Origin of the sequence: Paenalicyclobacillus ferrooxydans, assembly GCF_001399675.1 — a bacterium.
GTDB classification, from domain to species: domain Bacteria; phylum Bacillota; class Bacilli; order Alicyclobacillales; family Alicyclobacillaceae; genus Alicyclobacillus_B; species Alicyclobacillus_B ferrooxydans.
Window position 1 is genome coordinate 94,047 of record NZ_LJCO01000072.1, and the last position, 15,841, is coordinate 109,887.

The window sequence follows — 15,841 nt, forward strand, 5'->3', positions numbered from 1 at the left end:
CTTATCCCTTGGGATGCAATACCTTCTTCCATGCCAGTCCGTGTCCCTGACGTGGGAGTAAAATCCGAAAAGTGGTTCCTCGCCCTTCTTTGCTTTGCACGAGGATCTGCCCATAATGGGCTTCCACAATCCAGGCTGCAATGGCCAGTCCAATCCCGCTCCCGCCAGCGTGGTTTTCTGCCTTTGTAGCACGGTAAAAGCGGTCAAAGATCCGCGGCAGATCCGCTTCTGAAATCCCAATCCCTGTGTCCGTGATGCGAACTTCAACGTCATTTCTCGTCTTTTGAACGATGACGCGAATCACCCCTTCTGATGGGGTGTACTTAAATGCATTGTCGAGCAAAATCATGAGCAACTGACGGAGTCGCGTCGGATCGCCAGTAACCATTGCCGGCTTTGTAAGCCCTTCACCGATCAGTTGAATTTTCCGTTTTTCCACCAAGGGTTCTAGTGCGAAGACTGTATCTTGCGCCAAGCTTGCCATATCCACGTCGCGGATGTTCAACTGGGTCACACCGGACTCCAAACGTGCCAAGGTTGAAAGATTAGAGATAAGTTCTGTAATATACTCTGTTTCGGCCAGACCCTCCCGAATCGCCTGTTGAGCCGTCTCGAGATGGTTGTCAAACTGCGCCAACTCGAGCGTTCCATGCAGAATGCTTAATGGTGTACGCAACTCGTGCGCCGCATCGTTCACAAAGTTTCTCTGACGTTGCATGGCAGTCCGCACAGGCAACAAGGAACGATTGGCCAACCAATACGTCACTGGGATGACAAGCAAGATACTCGCGAGTCCGATCTCGATGTCAATATGCGTCAGCGATTCCATGGTCTCATGAACCACGGTTAGAGAGCGAAAACTGACGATAGTGCCAATCCTTTGGTTATTGACATAGAGCGCTTTTACCCCTGCCAAAAAGTACGTTCCACCAATATTGAAGGTATTCCACATACTGGCTGTATCTTGCATCGAGCTTTGCGCCAGTTGCTGCGCAAACGGAGCCAGATCAATAGGAGGAGCCGAAGTCATGGTTGTATCTTTGTCCACCACGTGTCCATCGGCTGCGATAACCCAACTCGCAACCACTTCCGGTGTGGCATCTACATGAACCTCTTGATCACCCTTTACGTAGTCCTCGAGTTGCTGGATTCCTTCGTCCGTTTTCTGTGACCATTCATCCATGATGGACTGGTACATTGGGTTCATGATTTGATGGCTTAGAATCACATGCGTCGACCCGATGACAGCCGTTTCGAACACCAAAAAGGCAAAGATATAGAGGAAGATCAAACGCAGCTGCAAACGGTTGATCAGTTTGTGTTCACTAAGTGCTGTACTTCTGTCCATTATTCCACCTTGTAACCCAATCCGCGCACCGTCTTGATAAATGGCTTACTCTTTGGACCAACGTCTAATTTTTGCCGCAATCGAGCAATGACAGCCTCGACAACATTGGCAACCGGGTCAGCGTCGGTCGACCAAACACGATTTAAGATAACTTCCTTTGTCATGACATGGCCCGCATTTCGCATCAGTAACTCAAGGAGTGCAAACTCACGGGCAGTCAATTCAACCGGCGTACCGGATCGTTTTACAACAAATGTTTCCGGGTGCAATTCAACATCTCCGACCACAACAGTTGTCCTATCGTCATACTGCGGCAGTCGTCTCTGCAGAGCAGTAAGCCTTGCATTTAACTCTGCAAATGAAAATGGCTTAGTTAGATAGTCATCCGCACCAGCTGATAGCCCGGTTACTTTGTCATCTATACTGTCACGGGCAGTCAACATGATGATAGGCGTCTGAACCTGGGCTTTACGCAGACGATGGCACAATGAAAATCCATCTTCATCCGGCAATTTTACGTCAAGCACCATGACGTCATAGTGTCCTTCATGGACCAGTCGCCAACCCTCGGCTGCACAATCTGCCAAGTCAACCGTATGTCCGGATGCCTTCAGCCCCCGATTCAGGAGTTCGGCCAATTTAACGTCGTCTTCGACCACGAGTAACTTCACCGAAATCCCCCCTTGACGGCTCTCGTGATTCAAATCCTGTGATTCCAATCCTGTGATTTGTGTCCATTAATGTCAGCCCATTGACTTAAATCCATGACTTAAATCCATTGAAAGTTTAGACTGGCAAAATGATCTCTGTGTGATCGATTTATGAACATTCTAATGGGAATTGTACATAATCCCGCACCAAGTAACCACTCGTCCAGACGTACAAAAGCCCCCAGGCCCGGTTTGGAGCGGCCTCGGAGGCTTGTTTGCGGCGTCACACGCTGTATTCTAACAGCCTGTTCGGACAGCGTATCCATGGATTTGTGTTTTCCCACTGACCGCCCACGTTCCAGTTACGGTCCGCTGACAGAATTAGTCGGTGTCGGTGGCGGTGTCGGGTTTTCAAGCTGTGTCTGGATGCTCGAGTATTTGGTGTTATAGATCGTAACCTTTTCTTTTTTGGCAAGGTTCGCAAGCAACTGAGTACTTGGAACAGCCTTCGATTGCTTAATTTGCTGCTCGATTTGGCTCTTCACCATACTTAAAGGCTCTGGCGTCTTAGCCCCTTGAGGGGTAAAAGAGGCCTTATTTTGATTGTAATAATTTTGGATTTCCGTATTAGTAACGGTGATTCCCTGCTCCGACAGCTTCTGTTCGAGAACATTCACCGTAAGGATGTCATTTAATTGGGTCTGCGTGATCCCGTTTGTTTGCAAAAACTGCGTCAACTGCGCACTGCTCGAGATACCGTATTGGCTCTCCAGGTTTTGCAGTGCAGTAGAAATATCCTGCTGCGTTGCTGTGATATTTTGTGCTTTAGCTCCGTCTTTAATCAATTGATTGTCGATCATCTGCTGTAGTGTCTGTTGACCAGCCATCGATTCCATTTGAGCTTCGAAATCGGATTGATGGATTTGATGGGCCCCAACGGTAGCGACAAGCGGATCGTTTTGCTGTCCGTGTGCTATTAGCCCCCACACAGCTCCAACAATCACGGCTCCGCCAATGCCTCCGGCAAGCACTAACCAAAGCTTGTCCAGCGGCTTACGCGAGACCGGCCCCTGTTCCGAGATATTATTCTGCACATCCTGTTCCGTTTGAAGCTCCGTAGACTTATCCTCTGTATTGCTCAATGAAATTCCCCTTTCTGGGCACACACAGCTTTTGTCACCAAATTCGTATGAACCCACGGTGCCCAGTTTACAACAGAGATGTGTCCGGCAGGTCTCGTCCATATGGTGATTCTGTGGAGAATTCAGCGGACAATTCGGTCACTAATCACTCGAAGTCATCAGGATTATCTACTGTGACATAGGCCTCGTCACCTTCAAGCGCGTCATTACCGTGATCGTCAATGGTCTCATTAGAAACATCAGAAACATCGACCGCGCCCGCGGCCGCATCATCAGCATCAACCGACCACGGTGCACCAAGTGGCTCCAGGTCTGTGATGTCACCTTCGTAGGAAAAATCATCCGGGCTTTGTTTGTATGCACGTGGACCAGCGTCGTCGTGACGAACTAGCTTTGCTGAACGAGTGGGATTGCTGCTGCCCATTTGAATCGAATCATTTCCCATTCACTTACCGCCTTCCTGTCCTTGAGATATAGCGTTAGTTTTTCCAGCTCGACAGTTTTCATGATTCCATCTAGATGGTCTTGTGGATGGTCTTGTGGATGGTCTTGTGGATGGTCTTGTGGATGGTCTTGTGGATGGTCGTTCAAGGCGGGTGGTAAAATGTTACAGAATGACAGGACCCTTGAGGTGAGACAGTAAGTTCGCAACAACATCACATTCAGAGGGAGATGTTGCACTGATGACACACATGATGAAGGGTACTCAACCGCAGAAGGTCAAACAGGACATCCAAAAGAGCCTGCAGGGCAGTGGACAGGGCCAGTTTGGTGCCGCTCAGGTAACCAACAGCTTGTCTGGAACAAACCCTGCCCAAGTGAGGTCTGACATTCAAAGCAGCTTGGGCAGCCAAGCTAATCAGGCCTTTACCAACCTCGGTGGAACTTCATCTGTAAGTGCCACGAGCTCAATGTTTGGCGGTTCCATGACGTCCGGGACGAATGCCCAGGAAGTCCGGAATCAGATCAAACAGAGCTTGGGAAACCAGGCTTACGGGGCTTCGAACGGAACCCAGGCGAACAAAGTTCGTCAGGAAATCCAACAAGACCTGAATCAGTCTAATTAACGTCACACCCTCTGAGTAAACGTTGCCAGTCTGTCGCTAACCGGCGGACTAGGTGCCTCTGGTAGGGGGAATCCCACCGGGACACGAAAATACAGACAGGATCCCGTATTGGGATCCTGTCTGTTGAGTTGTTGACAAAGCCCCCGTTTCGGGGGCTTTGTCAACGTTCCTCATACTTCCAGCGGTTGTGTTTTTTTGGAACTCCAAGCCGTTAAGTCGCCTGAAGCGACTTAACCCCTCATTTTTTGCGGCTTCGGTTTTGCCGACTTGGCCTCGGCGACCTGGGGTCAATTGGGCAGGCTTGGTCGCTGCCACCGACTTAGTTGCGGTCTTGGCGATCCGTTAAGTCGCTCGAAGCGACTTAACTCCTCATTTTTTGCGGCTTAAGTCGGTTTTGCCGACTAAACTCGGACCACTCGGGGCCAATCGCGCATGCTTAGTCGCTGCCACCGACTTAGCCAGTGTTCTGGCGATCCGTTAAGTCGCTCCAAGCGACTTAACCCCTTATTTTTTGCCGCTTTAGTCGGTTTCGCCGACTAAACTCGGACCGCTCGGGGCCAATCGCGCATGCTTAGTCGCTGCCACCGACTTAGCCAGTGTTCTGGCGATCCGTTAAGTCGCTCCAAGCGACTTAACTCCTCATTTTTTGCGGCTTTAGTCGGTTTTGCCGACTAAACTCGGACCACTCGGGGCCAATCGCGCATGCTTAGTCGCTGCCACCGACTTAGCCAGTGTTCTGGCGATCCGTTAAGTCGCTCCAAGCGACTTAACCCCTCATTTTTTGCGGCTTAAGTCGGTTTTGCCGACTAAACTCGGACCACTCGGGGCCAATCGCGCATGCTTAGTCGCTGCCACCGACTAAACTCGGGCGACCCGAGGCCAAAGGTGGCAAGCTTAGCGGGGTACTCCTATCTGCGAGATGGCCGATTATGTGGCTTCCACGAGGTCCTGTCTGTATTGTACTTCGGTATGCCAACATCTTTGCACTTTTCCCTGTTGTACTCAAAGTAATGGTAGGTGTACAGTTTGACTTGTAGCCTTTTTTATTGGGAAGAAAAGAGACAGGGGGGATACAGATACGGTGTTCAAGTTATTCTACAAACTCGATACTTCGCTGCCTCTAAAGTCAGCGCGAAATCGCGCCAACTATCATTGGTACGTTGTTGCGACTGTGTGCATCGGCGCATTTATGGCTGCACTCGATGCCAGTGTCATCAACATCGCTCTCCCCACCATGCAGAAACATTTCACGGTACCCATGCACGTCATCGAATGGGTTAGCCTTGTTTATCTGCTGACGCTGACTGGGCTTGTCGTTCCTTTTGGGCGGATTGCGGATATGGTTGGGCGCAGATGGATGTACGCATTTGGTTTCACGGTCTTCGTCATCGGCTCTGTGCTCTGCGGACTCTCGATGAACCTTACAGAGTTGCTTGTCTTTCGTTGCCTTCAAGCGGTCGGTGCTGCAATGTTGCAGGCGAACAGCGTTTCGATTGTAACTGCTGCAACACCTGCGGAGGACCGAGGCAAGGCGATTGGCATTCAAGCAAGTGCTCAAGGCATTGGCCTCACGCTTGGCCCGGCAATCGGAGGCGCATTGCTGTCATTATTCAGCTGGCGCTGGATTTTTCTGATTAACCTCCCTGTTGGAATTGTTGGAACAACTCTCGGTATCTTGTTGCTCCCACCGGATAAGACACCGCGGCATAAAGAACGTTTTGATTACGTCGGCGCCGCGTTGCTGATTCCCTCGCTGGTAGCACTGATATTCATGTTGAACATGGGCCTCAAGTCAGGATGGACGTCCCTCCCGCTTTTGCTTAGTTATGTTGTGTTTGTTGTCTGTTTGTCCGCGTTTATGCTCGTCGAACGTCGCATCAATTCACCCATGGTGGATTTAAGTCTGTTTCGGAAGCCGGTGTTCACACTCGGAAACATCACTGGCATTCTGTCTTTCGCCATCATGTACGCTGTCTTGTTGTTGACACCATTCTATTTGGATGGTGTAGCACGGCTGAACCCATTTTTATCTGGCTTGTTGATATCGATTATTCCGGTCGGAATGACGATTATGACTCCGATTGCCGGCCTCGTGTCAGATAAGAAGGGACGACGTTTGCCAACTGTCCTCGGTATGCTGGCGGCACTTATTGGATGCGTGTTGTTGTCTGGAATGAGTGCCGCAGCATGGAGTTACGCATTACTCTCGGTTGGCCTCTTTCTCGTCGGTGCAGGGGTTGGTTTATTTACACCGCCGAATAACAGCAGCGTCATGGGCAGCGTCCCGGAGAACCGTCTTGGTGTGACAGGCGGGATTTTGAATATGTCGCGGTCTCTCGGCATGGGACTCGGTGTTACCTTGGGAGGTTTAACCTACCAGATATTTTTAATCATGCAAGGTGTAAAAAGTGAAAAAGGGGCCCCTATTCCCCATATGATATTTGCTTTCCACGCCTCCTATATTACCGTTGCCATAGTTTCCTTGGTCGCCGTGTTGTTATCTCTAAAACGGCAGACGCCAGTCGTCAAAGCCAACAGCTAGCGGCATCACTGCAACAACCAGGAGCACACAAACGAAACGTGGTAAAAAGGGATCCCTTGCGGGATCCCTTTTATGAAGCGACTTCCTCCGTCGAAGTTGGCGCACTTACTCCGTTTGCGTGGGCTCTTTTTTGCTTTATTTATCGTGCATCGTGCATCGTGCATCGTGCATGAGCCATGCACCCATGCACCCATGCACCCATGCACCCATGCCATTTTGCTTGAACTCAGCTTGCCTGGTTTCGACCTGGAGTCGCTCTATTTTGCTTTGCCGAGACCAATGCGAGCGTCCAAACCGCGATCGCCGGGATGCTGTTCAAATCAGTTGCAGCCCCTGCAAACAACCCGCCAAAGTCCTGTCCAAACCACCACGACCAAAACAACCAAACAAAAGCAAGCACAATTGTCACACGGTTCCACGCATTGAACAGCGTGATGCCGGCCATCACCACCATCAGCACAACGAGAACCAGGTTAATCAGTGGCCCGTAATGCATGATGGCGGTCCCAAAGTGTTCAATCGGGTTCGATAGGAAACGTGGTTGTGGCAACGCTCCAGCCGTTGCAATCGGTTCCATGAGCCCTCGAGGCTGCCAATACCCACTAGAAGGAAGTATCTGTAGCAAGGCCATATAGAACCAATACATCGTCGTCAAGTAGCGTAAGGCCATCTGTCCATGAAGGCGCAACCCCTTGGATGAACGGTCGAGGAGTAACAGAATCGCCACGATAACGTACAACAGAGCAGCTCCAGGAGCACCGTCAAAATAGCCTGCGCCGCCAAAAATCTGGCCAAACGCTTCCGCAAATACCCAAACGACGAGTCCCCAGCCAATCGAAATGATAAATCCGACCTTTGCAGCTCGGCCTTTACCATAGACAAACAGGAGTCCAATGACGAGTTGTAAAGAGGCAGCAAGTACATTAAACAAAACGTGCTCTGTGGACCAGATGGTTGATCCGAAATGAACCAATGAAACAACAAATTGCGGTTGCCCGTCTGCAATCCCTTGAATCACGCTTTCCATAATGTTCGGAGGATACCACGCGTAAAAATCCGGAGTGAACATGAGCGGTTGGAACTGAAGCAGCCCCGCAATAATCCACAGTACCCCAATACCCAGCCGCAACACCTTGAGCATGGGAGACTCTTTTGCAATCACTCTCGTAAGCCGCTCCCCTTCAGCGACACCCAAGGTTCATCACCCTCTCTTTCATAAAACTTGGGTTTCCAGATTCGATTCTGGCACATACGTTTAGCGTTGTGTCGATGATTTAAGTTGTTATGTTGCCTGTAAGAATCATCACACTGCTTGTCCTAGTGTAACGGAGGACGAAATGTTTTTCCACACAGGGAGATGATGACATGGAACATATTTCCTGCGAATCTCCGCTGTTACAGTATTCAAACGCCCACCAGTGCGGTGTCATCTGACAATGGCTTCACAAGCGCCTTCTTCTGCCACACCTTGCTCTTCCACCGGACTGACATGATAATGGCACGAGTCCACTCATCAATACAAATCGTCCACCAAACACCCGCCAGTTCCATATGAAGGTGTACGCCGAGATAGTATGACAACGGGATGCCCATTCCGATTGGGAAGATAATTCCCATCAGCACCGGGAACTTAACGTCTCCTGCCGCCCTCAGGGACTGAATGATGACGAGATTAAATGTACGGCCCGGTTCAAGCACGATGCAGATGAGCAACAGTTGTGTTCCCATGCGAATGACTCCGGGGTCCGAAGTGAAGAGATGAAACAAACTGTGTCCAGAAAAGGCCATGACAATGGCAATGACGACAGTGACACTGAGCGCGATCCGCAGGCTTTTCCATACCTGCTTGTAGGCCTCTTCCATCTTTCCTGCGCCGCAGAGATGGCCAACCACAATTTGGGTCCCAAATCCCAAGGCGCTGCCAATAACAAAGATGTAGAACATCAGATTCAAGGTGTAAACGCGCGTTGCCAACACGGTGGCTCCATAAATCCCCATGAAACTGGTCATGACGATTTGAGCGCTCTGATACGCCAAAGGCTCGCCTGCAGAAGGAACACCAATGGCCAGAATTTTTTTAAGGTGGTCTATGTGGATGTAGATATAGTCCTTCCAAGCAATGGTATACGGGACAACTCGGTACATGATAACCATCATCACAACGAAGGCGAGTAAGCGGCTTACGGACGTCGAAACAGCGACGCCGGTGACACCGAGTTTAGGCATTCCGAAGGCACCATAGATAAAAGTGTAGTTTCCGAGAATATGCACAGCGTTCATACCAATAGAGACATACATGGTAACCCGTGTGAATCCGTTGGAACGTAAAACTGAGCTTACAGCATTCAATAAAGCTTGGATAAAAATCGTCCCACCGACGATGTTGAGATAACTGTCAGTAAATGTGATTACTGTTGACGGCAGTTGCATCCACTCTGCGATGTTCTGTCGTAGCAATACAACAAGCATGCTGACAAGAACGCCGATGGCAAGATTCACCGTGATGGACGCGGCTGTGAATTTGGCACACTCCTCGATACGCTTGGCACCAAGGTATTGCGCAACCAAGACTGCTGTTCCGCCGGAGATCATACTGAACATCAAGAGCACCAAACCAATCACTTGGTTTGAAGACCCGACCGCGGCAACAGCAGAACCCGATACATGAGAAAGCATAAAGGTATCTGCAGTACCCATTAACATAAACAGCAGTTGTTCCACCAAAACTGGCCAGGTAATCTGCCCCACGCGCAGTTCTTTTGTCTCGGTCACATCATCGACTCCTTTGGCACGCAAGCCAACCTCCCTATGTTACGACGGATTTGTCTGGATGAGAATACCCAAAGGACCTCTGAAATGACTCTATGCAACAAAATCAGACCTCTCCGTCAGTTGCACAGAAAACTGAAGGAAAGGTCTATGATGGTTCTACTCAAAACTGTGGGCCCGTCATAAAATACACCATTACGTTGACGGTGGTTGAGGTTGCGTTGATCCGTACTCAACGGTGAATGCATCCGCTGTACTCGAGGGAACAGACGGCGTTGAAATTTGTTGTCCGTTTTGAACCATGACACCGCCATCTTGGACCTGCAAATCGGGGTTTGTCCCGTTGACCGAGCAGTTCGTGAAGGTCACCTGCCCATAATCCGCTAATGCAGCCAGCTGACCGTTCAATAACGGCGCCTCTTCAATCCATTCCGCGGAGGTTTGAGGACCGTTGTACGAAATATTTGTCTTTTGGAAAATCCAACCTTTGGTTCTGTTTCCCATGTAGATGGACCAGGTCCCCCCGGTCTGATGCGTGATGTGTGCGATAATTTTATCGCCCGCTGACACCGGGTATTCGTTTGTGCTAATAGTGGTTTCAGAATTCGGCAGGATTTCCCACCATGCGTAATACTGCGCATGTCCACCAACAACATTTTGGGCAGTACCCGCTTGAATCAAACTGTTATCGTTAAATCCATCAATACCAATCCACGTTGCTGAATATGAATCCTTTGTTGAGGTTGACGACTGGCCTCCGAACAGCGACTGCAACCATTGAACAAATCGCCCCCACCAGGAAGTTGGCTGCGTGGAAGCGGGAACTTTAACTGATGGGACAGACCACTCGGCCGAGACAGACTCGTATGTCCCTGACTTGCTGTTTGATACCGCATAGCCTGACCAGTTCGAAGAAGACCATCCAAACAAGGATTGGTTTGTCGCAGTTCCCGACGTTGCGCCAACAGGCCGGCGGGAAGCCTCTTCGGACCCCTGCGGTGGATGGATCTGCTGTTCCATGCTGTCGCCTCCTTGTCTCGTGTCTCATATACCCTATGTAGTGCGAGACCAAGGTGGTGAGGACACGCGTCTGTATCTCGGAGGTCCAGTTTATTTTGAGGAGTCTCATGTTTGAGAATTTCGTTTTCGAGAGTCTCATGTTTGGGGAGTTTTACTTTTTGCGAGGCTCACTGACTCAAAGAGCTTACCCCGCACCTAAAATCAACCCTTGCAATATACCCCACCGGGTATTACAATGATTAACAGAGATGAACACACAACACACCAACGCATACAAATGAAGCGTCGAGAGGAGCGTTCGTAAATTTATGTTTGAATCCATCAGTGCAAAAGAATTACACAGTAAACTGGAACAAAATCGTACGGTCGTGCTCGATGTTCGAGGCGCAGCTGCTTTCTCAGACTGGCACATTCAACATAAAAACGCAGACATGTTAAACATTCAAACGTCCAAGCTGAAGGCAGATGGCCCTGAGGCCTATCCGGAAATTCCGAAGGACAAAGAAGTTGTTGTCGTCTGTGCGGCGGGGAACGCGAGTCGCGAGGCATCGGAAATCCTTGCCAACCAAGGGTATAACGTCGTAAACCTGAACGGCGGAATGAACGAATGGAGCCAATACTACTACTCAGTATCTGTCGCAAGCAAGCCGGATTTGGAACTGATGCAGGTGATTCGCCCTGCTAAGGGTTGCTTGTCATACATGTTGGTTTCTGGCGACGAGGCTATCGTTGTAGATGCTGGTCAGCATGTGGATTATTATGCGCAGCTCGCAAGCACCAAGAACGCAAAAATCCGCCACGTGCTTGACACCCACTGTCATGCTGACCACATTTCCGGCGGTCCGGCACTGGCTCAGAATACGGGTGCAAAATATTGGATTGCTGCTTCTGAGATGCAGGGTTCTGCGATGGAATTTAATGCTCTCGTTGACGGACAGACTTTCGAGTTCGGAACATCCACGTTGCAGGTCATGGCCATCCCAACGCCTGGCCATACCCCTGGCAGCACATCATTCTTTGTGAACAGCCAGTACCTGTTGTCTGGAGACACCGTGTTCGTCAGTGGACTCGGCCGGCCGGACCTGGGTGGAAAAGCGAAAGAATGGTCAGAGATGCTGTATGAAACTGTGTCGAAGAAGCTGAGCGCGATCGCGGATGATGTCGTGATTTTGCCTGCACACTTCGCGGATATCTCCGAGATGACTGAGGCCGGCTATGTTGGCAATGACTTTGGATCCATCAAGGCGACCAACGAAATGCTTCAGGAAATGTCTGCACAACAGTTTACAGAACAAATGGTGAGCCAGGCAGGACAGACCCCGCCGAACTACTCAACCATCGTGCAGATCAACCGCGGTGAATACCAACCAAACGAGATGGAGCGATCCGAACTTGAGATCGGCCCAAACCGTTGTGCAGCCAAGCACCTTGCAGGCTGAGCGGGACACGAAGAAGCGGTGCCAGACCCGTCTGGTCACCGCTTCTTTTCATCCGTTTCGCCCTCTTCAACAACCCGAGCAACGACTCATCATATCGCAGTAAAAACCCCTATTCGTTCGGCGCCGAGTCAGGCCTACATCAGCGTTTTCGCCCACTTTGCGAAATCCTGCGCCGAGGGCTTTTTGCCTTCTTGTTTACACTTCTTGAGATACTCTTCCCAGATGACCTGTTCCGGATTTGTAATCCGTGAATTTTCCACCCTTCGTTCACCTCACATTTTGTCACCATAAGTAGACTCCCCTGAGCAAAAGGTGTCATACGCGAAGGATGGATTCTTACCCGTCGCTGAGCAGCGCTGCAAGAGCAATGTATGTAGCTAACAGCCGTGCATTCGTGGCAACGGTTGAGCCGCTGCCCTGTTCGAACATCCCGATGACCCAGAGCAGGGTCGCTTCAAGGACAAGGTACAGGAACGCAAGGTTTTGGTACTCGGCGGGAAGCAGTGCTTCGACAAGGAGAAAGCTGACCATTGCAACGACAGCTGTTTTCATCAAAAAATCTTCACCCTGTTTGCCCGCCATAGTCTTCCCCCCTGTTTCAGAGTATTATTGTATGAGCGTCCACAGAGAAAGTCATACGCCATGAAACCAGCAGCTACAGGGAGATCACGATGAAAGTCGTCTTAACTACGCTCAACGCAAAGTACATTCACACCGCACTCGCTCTCCGCTACCTTAAAGAGTATGTCAAAGCGGACTTCCCAGATATAGAGATCTGCGAATATACGATTAAAGATGTCCCGTCGAGGATTGTCGCCGACTTATACACCCGCCAGCCAGCGGTCGTCGGGTTTTCCATCTACATCTGGAACGTCGAAGAAACAATTCCATTGATTCAGATGCTGAAAAAGGTCCTGCCGAGTACAAAGATTGTACTTGGTGGTCCTGAAGTATCATACGATACCAAACACTGGATGGAACGGATCCCGGAGGCAGACTGCATTGTTCAGGGCGAAGGCGAACTCCCCTTCCGAGCTGTTCTGCATGCCATCGAGTCAGGTACGTCTTTTACCGCAATCCCAGGGATTGCGTGTCGGGACGGAAACCGGATCGTCATCAACAAAACGGAAGACAAAGTTGATCTCAACACTGTTCCAAGCCCGTATGGAGTTGACGAAGACCTCTCTCTTCTTCGTGATCGCGTTGTTTACTATGAGACGAGTCGGGGATGTCCATTCTCTTGCCAGTTTTGTTTGTCGTCCATTGAATCCGGGGTACGCTATTTTCCAATTGAACGTGTGAAGTCGGACCTGATTCGTTTAATGGAAGCGGGAGTCCGAACGATTAAGTTTGTCGATCGCACATTCAACCTGAAACGGGATTACGCGGTTGAACTGTTTCAGTTTCTCATCGATCATCGCAAGGAGACCGTCTTTCAATTTGAGATCACAGGTGATATCCTCCATCCACAGACGGTGGAATACCTTACAACGCACGTGCCGACTGGACTTTTCCGGTTTGAGATTGGCGTGCAATCGACCAATGACATCACCAATTCCTTGGTCAAGCGCAGGCAGAATTTCGAACGTCTCAAATCCAACATTCTCAGGTTGAAAGAGGCCGGAAATATCGTCCTGCACCTCGACCTGATTGCCGGTCTTCCTGAAGAAGATTACGCATCGTTTCAAAAGACATTTGATGATGTATTCGCCTTTCAACCGGATGAATTGCAACTCGGGTTTCTCAAGATGTTGCGCGGTACGGGTCTCAGGCTCGCCGCGGACAGTTTCGGATACATCTACATGGATCACGCACCATACGAGATATTTTCGAACCGAGTCTTGTCCTACGATGATGTACTGCGCATCAAGCAAGTGGAAGACGTACTCGAAAAATACTGGAACGAGGACAAACTGAAACACACCACTCGCTTCCTCACCACTCAAGTCTACGAAAGCCCATTTGAGTTTTTCCAGGTATTCGGAACGTACTGGGAGGAGAATGGTTGGAGCAGAATCGGGCATCAACTTGAGGATCTGTTTATCCGCCTGGATGGTTTTCTCAAGACGACGTTACGAACGCAGGGATCCTACGAAACTGCGAGGTCTTATATGATCTGCGATTTTCTTATGCAACACCGCATCCGTCCACACAAAGTCTGGTGGGACAGGGACCTGCATCGAAAAGACCGGGCGCAGGCCCTTTCAGAAGTCTACCTGCACCCGGAACGGTTTGGTGAAGCCTATCAGAACCTGAATTTGACGAAAGAGATTCTCGAGAAGCACACCGTTATCGAACGGATTCCCGTCCTCGTCGATCTCGACAACCCTTCCAGGAAGCCTGAGCTCGTTCCGGGCTGGGTACTCTGCTACTATCCCCCTGGTCTCCCAAAAGGGGAAAAACCGTATCTCTTTACAGCCCCTGCCCAGTCTCTCGCGTGACACGTCCAATCGTTTCACCGAGGGACTTTGCGCGGTGCACATCCATCCAAGGGGGCAAGCTGATCCGGATGTTGTGTTCTTGCGGTTTGACGATGATTCTGTACTGTTCCCACAGGGTGTTGCTGATTTGATTACTTTTGGTAGTCTGAAATGACAAGAGCGGGGCGCGCCCCATCAGCACGACACTGTTTGGTACCGGATCGGCCGTCTGGGTAAAGGCAGCAGCAAACGCCTGACCGAGTTCTCTATAGTGATCGACCAGTTGTGCTTCCGTCCACTGGCTGCGAAATTGGATGGCTGTGGACAGACCAATCATCTTTGACCAATCTCGTGTTCCGTATTCGTAACGCCATGCTCCTGCTTCGTCATCCAACCGGGCTCCGCCGACAGAGATCATCGGCGCACCGGACATCAACCCCCGCATCTCCGCCAAAACCCGTTCACTAACGTACAGGACACCTGTCTCAATGGGGCCAAACAGCCACTTGTGGGCCGGGAATGTATAGAAGTCCACACGGGGTTTGATAAGATCGGGAGTCGTTCCGGCCGCGTGCGATGCATCGATCAGCAACAAAGTTTCCGGAAACACACTGAACGCCGAAATGAGGGCGTCCATATCGATGGAAATTCCTGTGACGTGGCTCACCTCAGACAGTGCAACGAGTTTTGTCTGTGGACTCACGTGTTCCAGAACAAGGCCTGGGAACGCCGCAAGGTCTGCCTCACAAGCTGGGAAAGGCACGGTTTCGATCTCGATGCCGTAGCGGCGCTTTAAGTGCAGCAAAGGTTGACGCAAGGCCTCGTGCTCTTCGTCCGAGGTCAAGATGACGTCTCCAGGCGACCAATCAATGCTGTGCAGTGCCGCATTAATCCCGTCCGTTGCATTGCCGAGCAACGCGATCGACGATGGACGAACCCCGAGCCACCGAGCCACTTCACGACGACATTTGTCTTGCTCCTCCATCATGTTTAGATACCCGCGCGCTGTACGGATCTCCAAACTCGCTCCCGGCCCTCCGCGAATCCACTCTAGCCGAGCTTTGTTCATGGCTTCATACGCGGACCGAAGTGTCGGCCCAAGCGTTCCTGCATTCAAAAACTCAATTCCCTCGTCCACCATACACTCTGCACGCCATGCCTCACTGATGCTCACGACTGGCCCCCCCAACCACAAGGTCACTTGCTCGATCTGTTGACTTCATTCATTGCTGCGGCACGTCTTGCTACATCAGTTGTTACCGCGAATGTAGGCGGTTTCCAATTGCTGCCGCTGCTTCGGTCACTGCCACTGCAAGCGTTGCTCGCTGCAGTGATGCCGCCTTACCGCCTTACCGCCTTACCGCCTTACCGCCTTACCGCCTTACCGCCTTACCGCCTTACCGCCTTACCGCCTTACCGCCTTACCGCCTTACCGCCTTACCGC

Annotated in this window: 14 protein-coding genes; 4 read left to right on the forward strand and 10 right to left on the reverse strand. The window is 50.6% G+C overall.

The features are described 5' to 3' along the window. Window position 1: 1 nt before the first annotated feature. From AN477_RS16830 to AN477_RS16845, 4 genes are all read right to left on the reverse strand, one after another. The gene (locus AN477_RS16830; RefSeq protein WP_054970330.1) at window positions 2–1,348 is read right to left on the reverse strand and encodes a sensor histidine kinase; all 1,347 of its coding nucleotides are present in this window, start codon (window positions 1,346–1,348) and stop codon (window positions 2–4) included. Beyond that, entirely contained in the window at window positions 1,348–2,019 is a 672-nt protein-coding gene (locus AN477_RS16835) for a response regulator transcription factor (RefSeq protein ID WP_054970331.1), read from the reverse strand. Before AN477_RS16835 ends, AN477_RS16830 begins: the two co-directional genes overlap by 1 nt. Window positions 2,020–2,360: 341 nt before the next feature. Further along, window positions 2,361–3,140 carry a SurA N-terminal domain-containing protein gene (locus tag AN477_RS16840; protein ID WP_054970332.1) on the reverse strand — a complete coding sequence of 260 codons (780 nt, stop codon included), beginning with the start codon at window positions 3,138–3,140 and terminating at the stop codon, window positions 2,361–2,363. Window positions 3,141–3,285: 145 nt separating this feature from the next. Further along, a complete protein-coding gene (locus AN477_RS16845; RefSeq protein WP_054970333.1) occupies window positions 3,286–3,585 on the reverse strand; it encodes a hypothetical protein in 300 nt (99 codons plus the stop codon). Window positions 3,586–3,823: 238 nt separating this feature from the next. Between AN477_RS16845 and AN477_RS16850 the strand changes: the two genes are divergently transcribed. After that, window positions 3,824–4,207: a hypothetical protein gene (locus AN477_RS16850; protein ID WP_054970334.1), complete on the forward strand. Its 384-nt coding sequence runs from the start codon at window positions 3,824–3,826 to the stop codon at window positions 4,205–4,207. A 1,081-nt stretch (window positions 4,208–5,288) separates the two neighbouring features. Next, window positions 5,289–6,749 (forward strand): MFS transporter, encoded by a 1,461-nt coding sequence (locus AN477_RS16855; protein ID WP_054970335.1) that lies wholly within the window; start codon window positions 5,289–5,291, stop codon window positions 6,747–6,749. Between the two features lie 226 nt (window positions 6,750–6,975). Here AN477_RS16855 and AN477_RS16860 read toward each other — a convergent pair whose 3' ends face one another. From AN477_RS16860 to AN477_RS16870, 3 genes are all read right to left on the reverse strand, one after another. Continuing rightward, the gene (locus AN477_RS16860) at window positions 6,976–7,944 is read right to left on the reverse strand and encodes a hypothetical protein (protein ID WP_054970336.1); all 969 of its coding nucleotides are present in this window, start codon (window positions 7,942–7,944) and stop codon (window positions 6,976–6,978) included. 209 nt (window positions 7,945–8,153) lie between these two features. Beyond that, window positions 8,154–9,521: an MATE family efflux transporter gene (locus AN477_RS16865; protein WP_054970353.1), complete on the reverse strand. Its 1,368-nt coding sequence runs from the start codon at window positions 9,519–9,521 to the stop codon at window positions 8,154–8,156. A 192-nt stretch (window positions 9,522–9,713) separates the two neighbouring features. Continuing rightward, window positions 9,714–10,538 carry a G1 family glutamic endopeptidase gene (locus AN477_RS16870; RefSeq protein WP_083486376.1) on the reverse strand — a complete coding sequence of 275 codons (825 nt, stop codon included), beginning with the start codon at window positions 10,536–10,538 and terminating at the stop codon, window positions 9,714–9,716. A gap of 308 nt (window positions 10,539–10,846) precedes the next feature. On the opposite strand from AN477_RS16870, the gene AN477_RS16875 reads away from it, so the two are divergent. Beyond that, the gene (locus tag AN477_RS16875; protein WP_054970337.1) at window positions 10,847–11,977 is read left to right on the forward strand and encodes an MBL fold metallo-hydrolase; all 1,131 of its coding nucleotides are present in this window, start codon (window positions 10,847–10,849) and stop codon (window positions 11,975–11,977) included. A gap of 134 nt (window positions 11,978–12,111) precedes the next feature. Here AN477_RS16875 and AN477_RS25710 read toward each other — a convergent pair whose 3' ends face one another. Both AN477_RS25710 and AN477_RS16880 read right to left on the reverse strand, forming a co-directional pair. Further along, window positions 12,112–12,237 carry a hypothetical protein gene (locus AN477_RS25710; RefSeq protein ID WP_281176365.1) on the reverse strand — a complete coding sequence of 42 codons (126 nt, stop codon included), beginning with the start codon at window positions 12,235–12,237 and terminating at the stop codon, window positions 12,112–12,114. A gap of 76 nt (window positions 12,238–12,313) precedes the next feature. After that, window positions 12,314–12,559, reverse strand: coding sequence for a hypothetical protein (locus AN477_RS16880; RefSeq protein WP_054970338.1), 246 nt, complete (start codon window positions 12,557–12,559; stop codon window positions 12,314–12,316). An 89-nt stretch (window positions 12,560–12,648) separates the two neighbouring features. Between AN477_RS16880 and AN477_RS16885 the strand changes: the two genes are divergently transcribed. Further along, on the forward strand, window positions 12,649–14,418 hold the full coding sequence (locus AN477_RS16885; protein ID WP_054970339.1) for a B12-binding domain-containing radical SAM protein: 1,770 nt from the start codon (window positions 12,649–12,651) through the stop codon (window positions 14,416–14,418). Here AN477_RS16885 and AN477_RS16890 read toward each other — a convergent pair. Next, window positions 14,390–15,571, reverse strand: a complete 1,182-nt coding sequence (locus AN477_RS16890) for an aminotransferase class V-fold PLP-dependent enzyme (protein ID WP_054970340.1) — start codon at window positions 15,569–15,571, stop codon at window positions 14,390–14,392. The genes AN477_RS16885 and AN477_RS16890 overlap by 29 nt on opposite strands. Window positions 15,572–15,841: the final 270 nt, after the last annotated feature.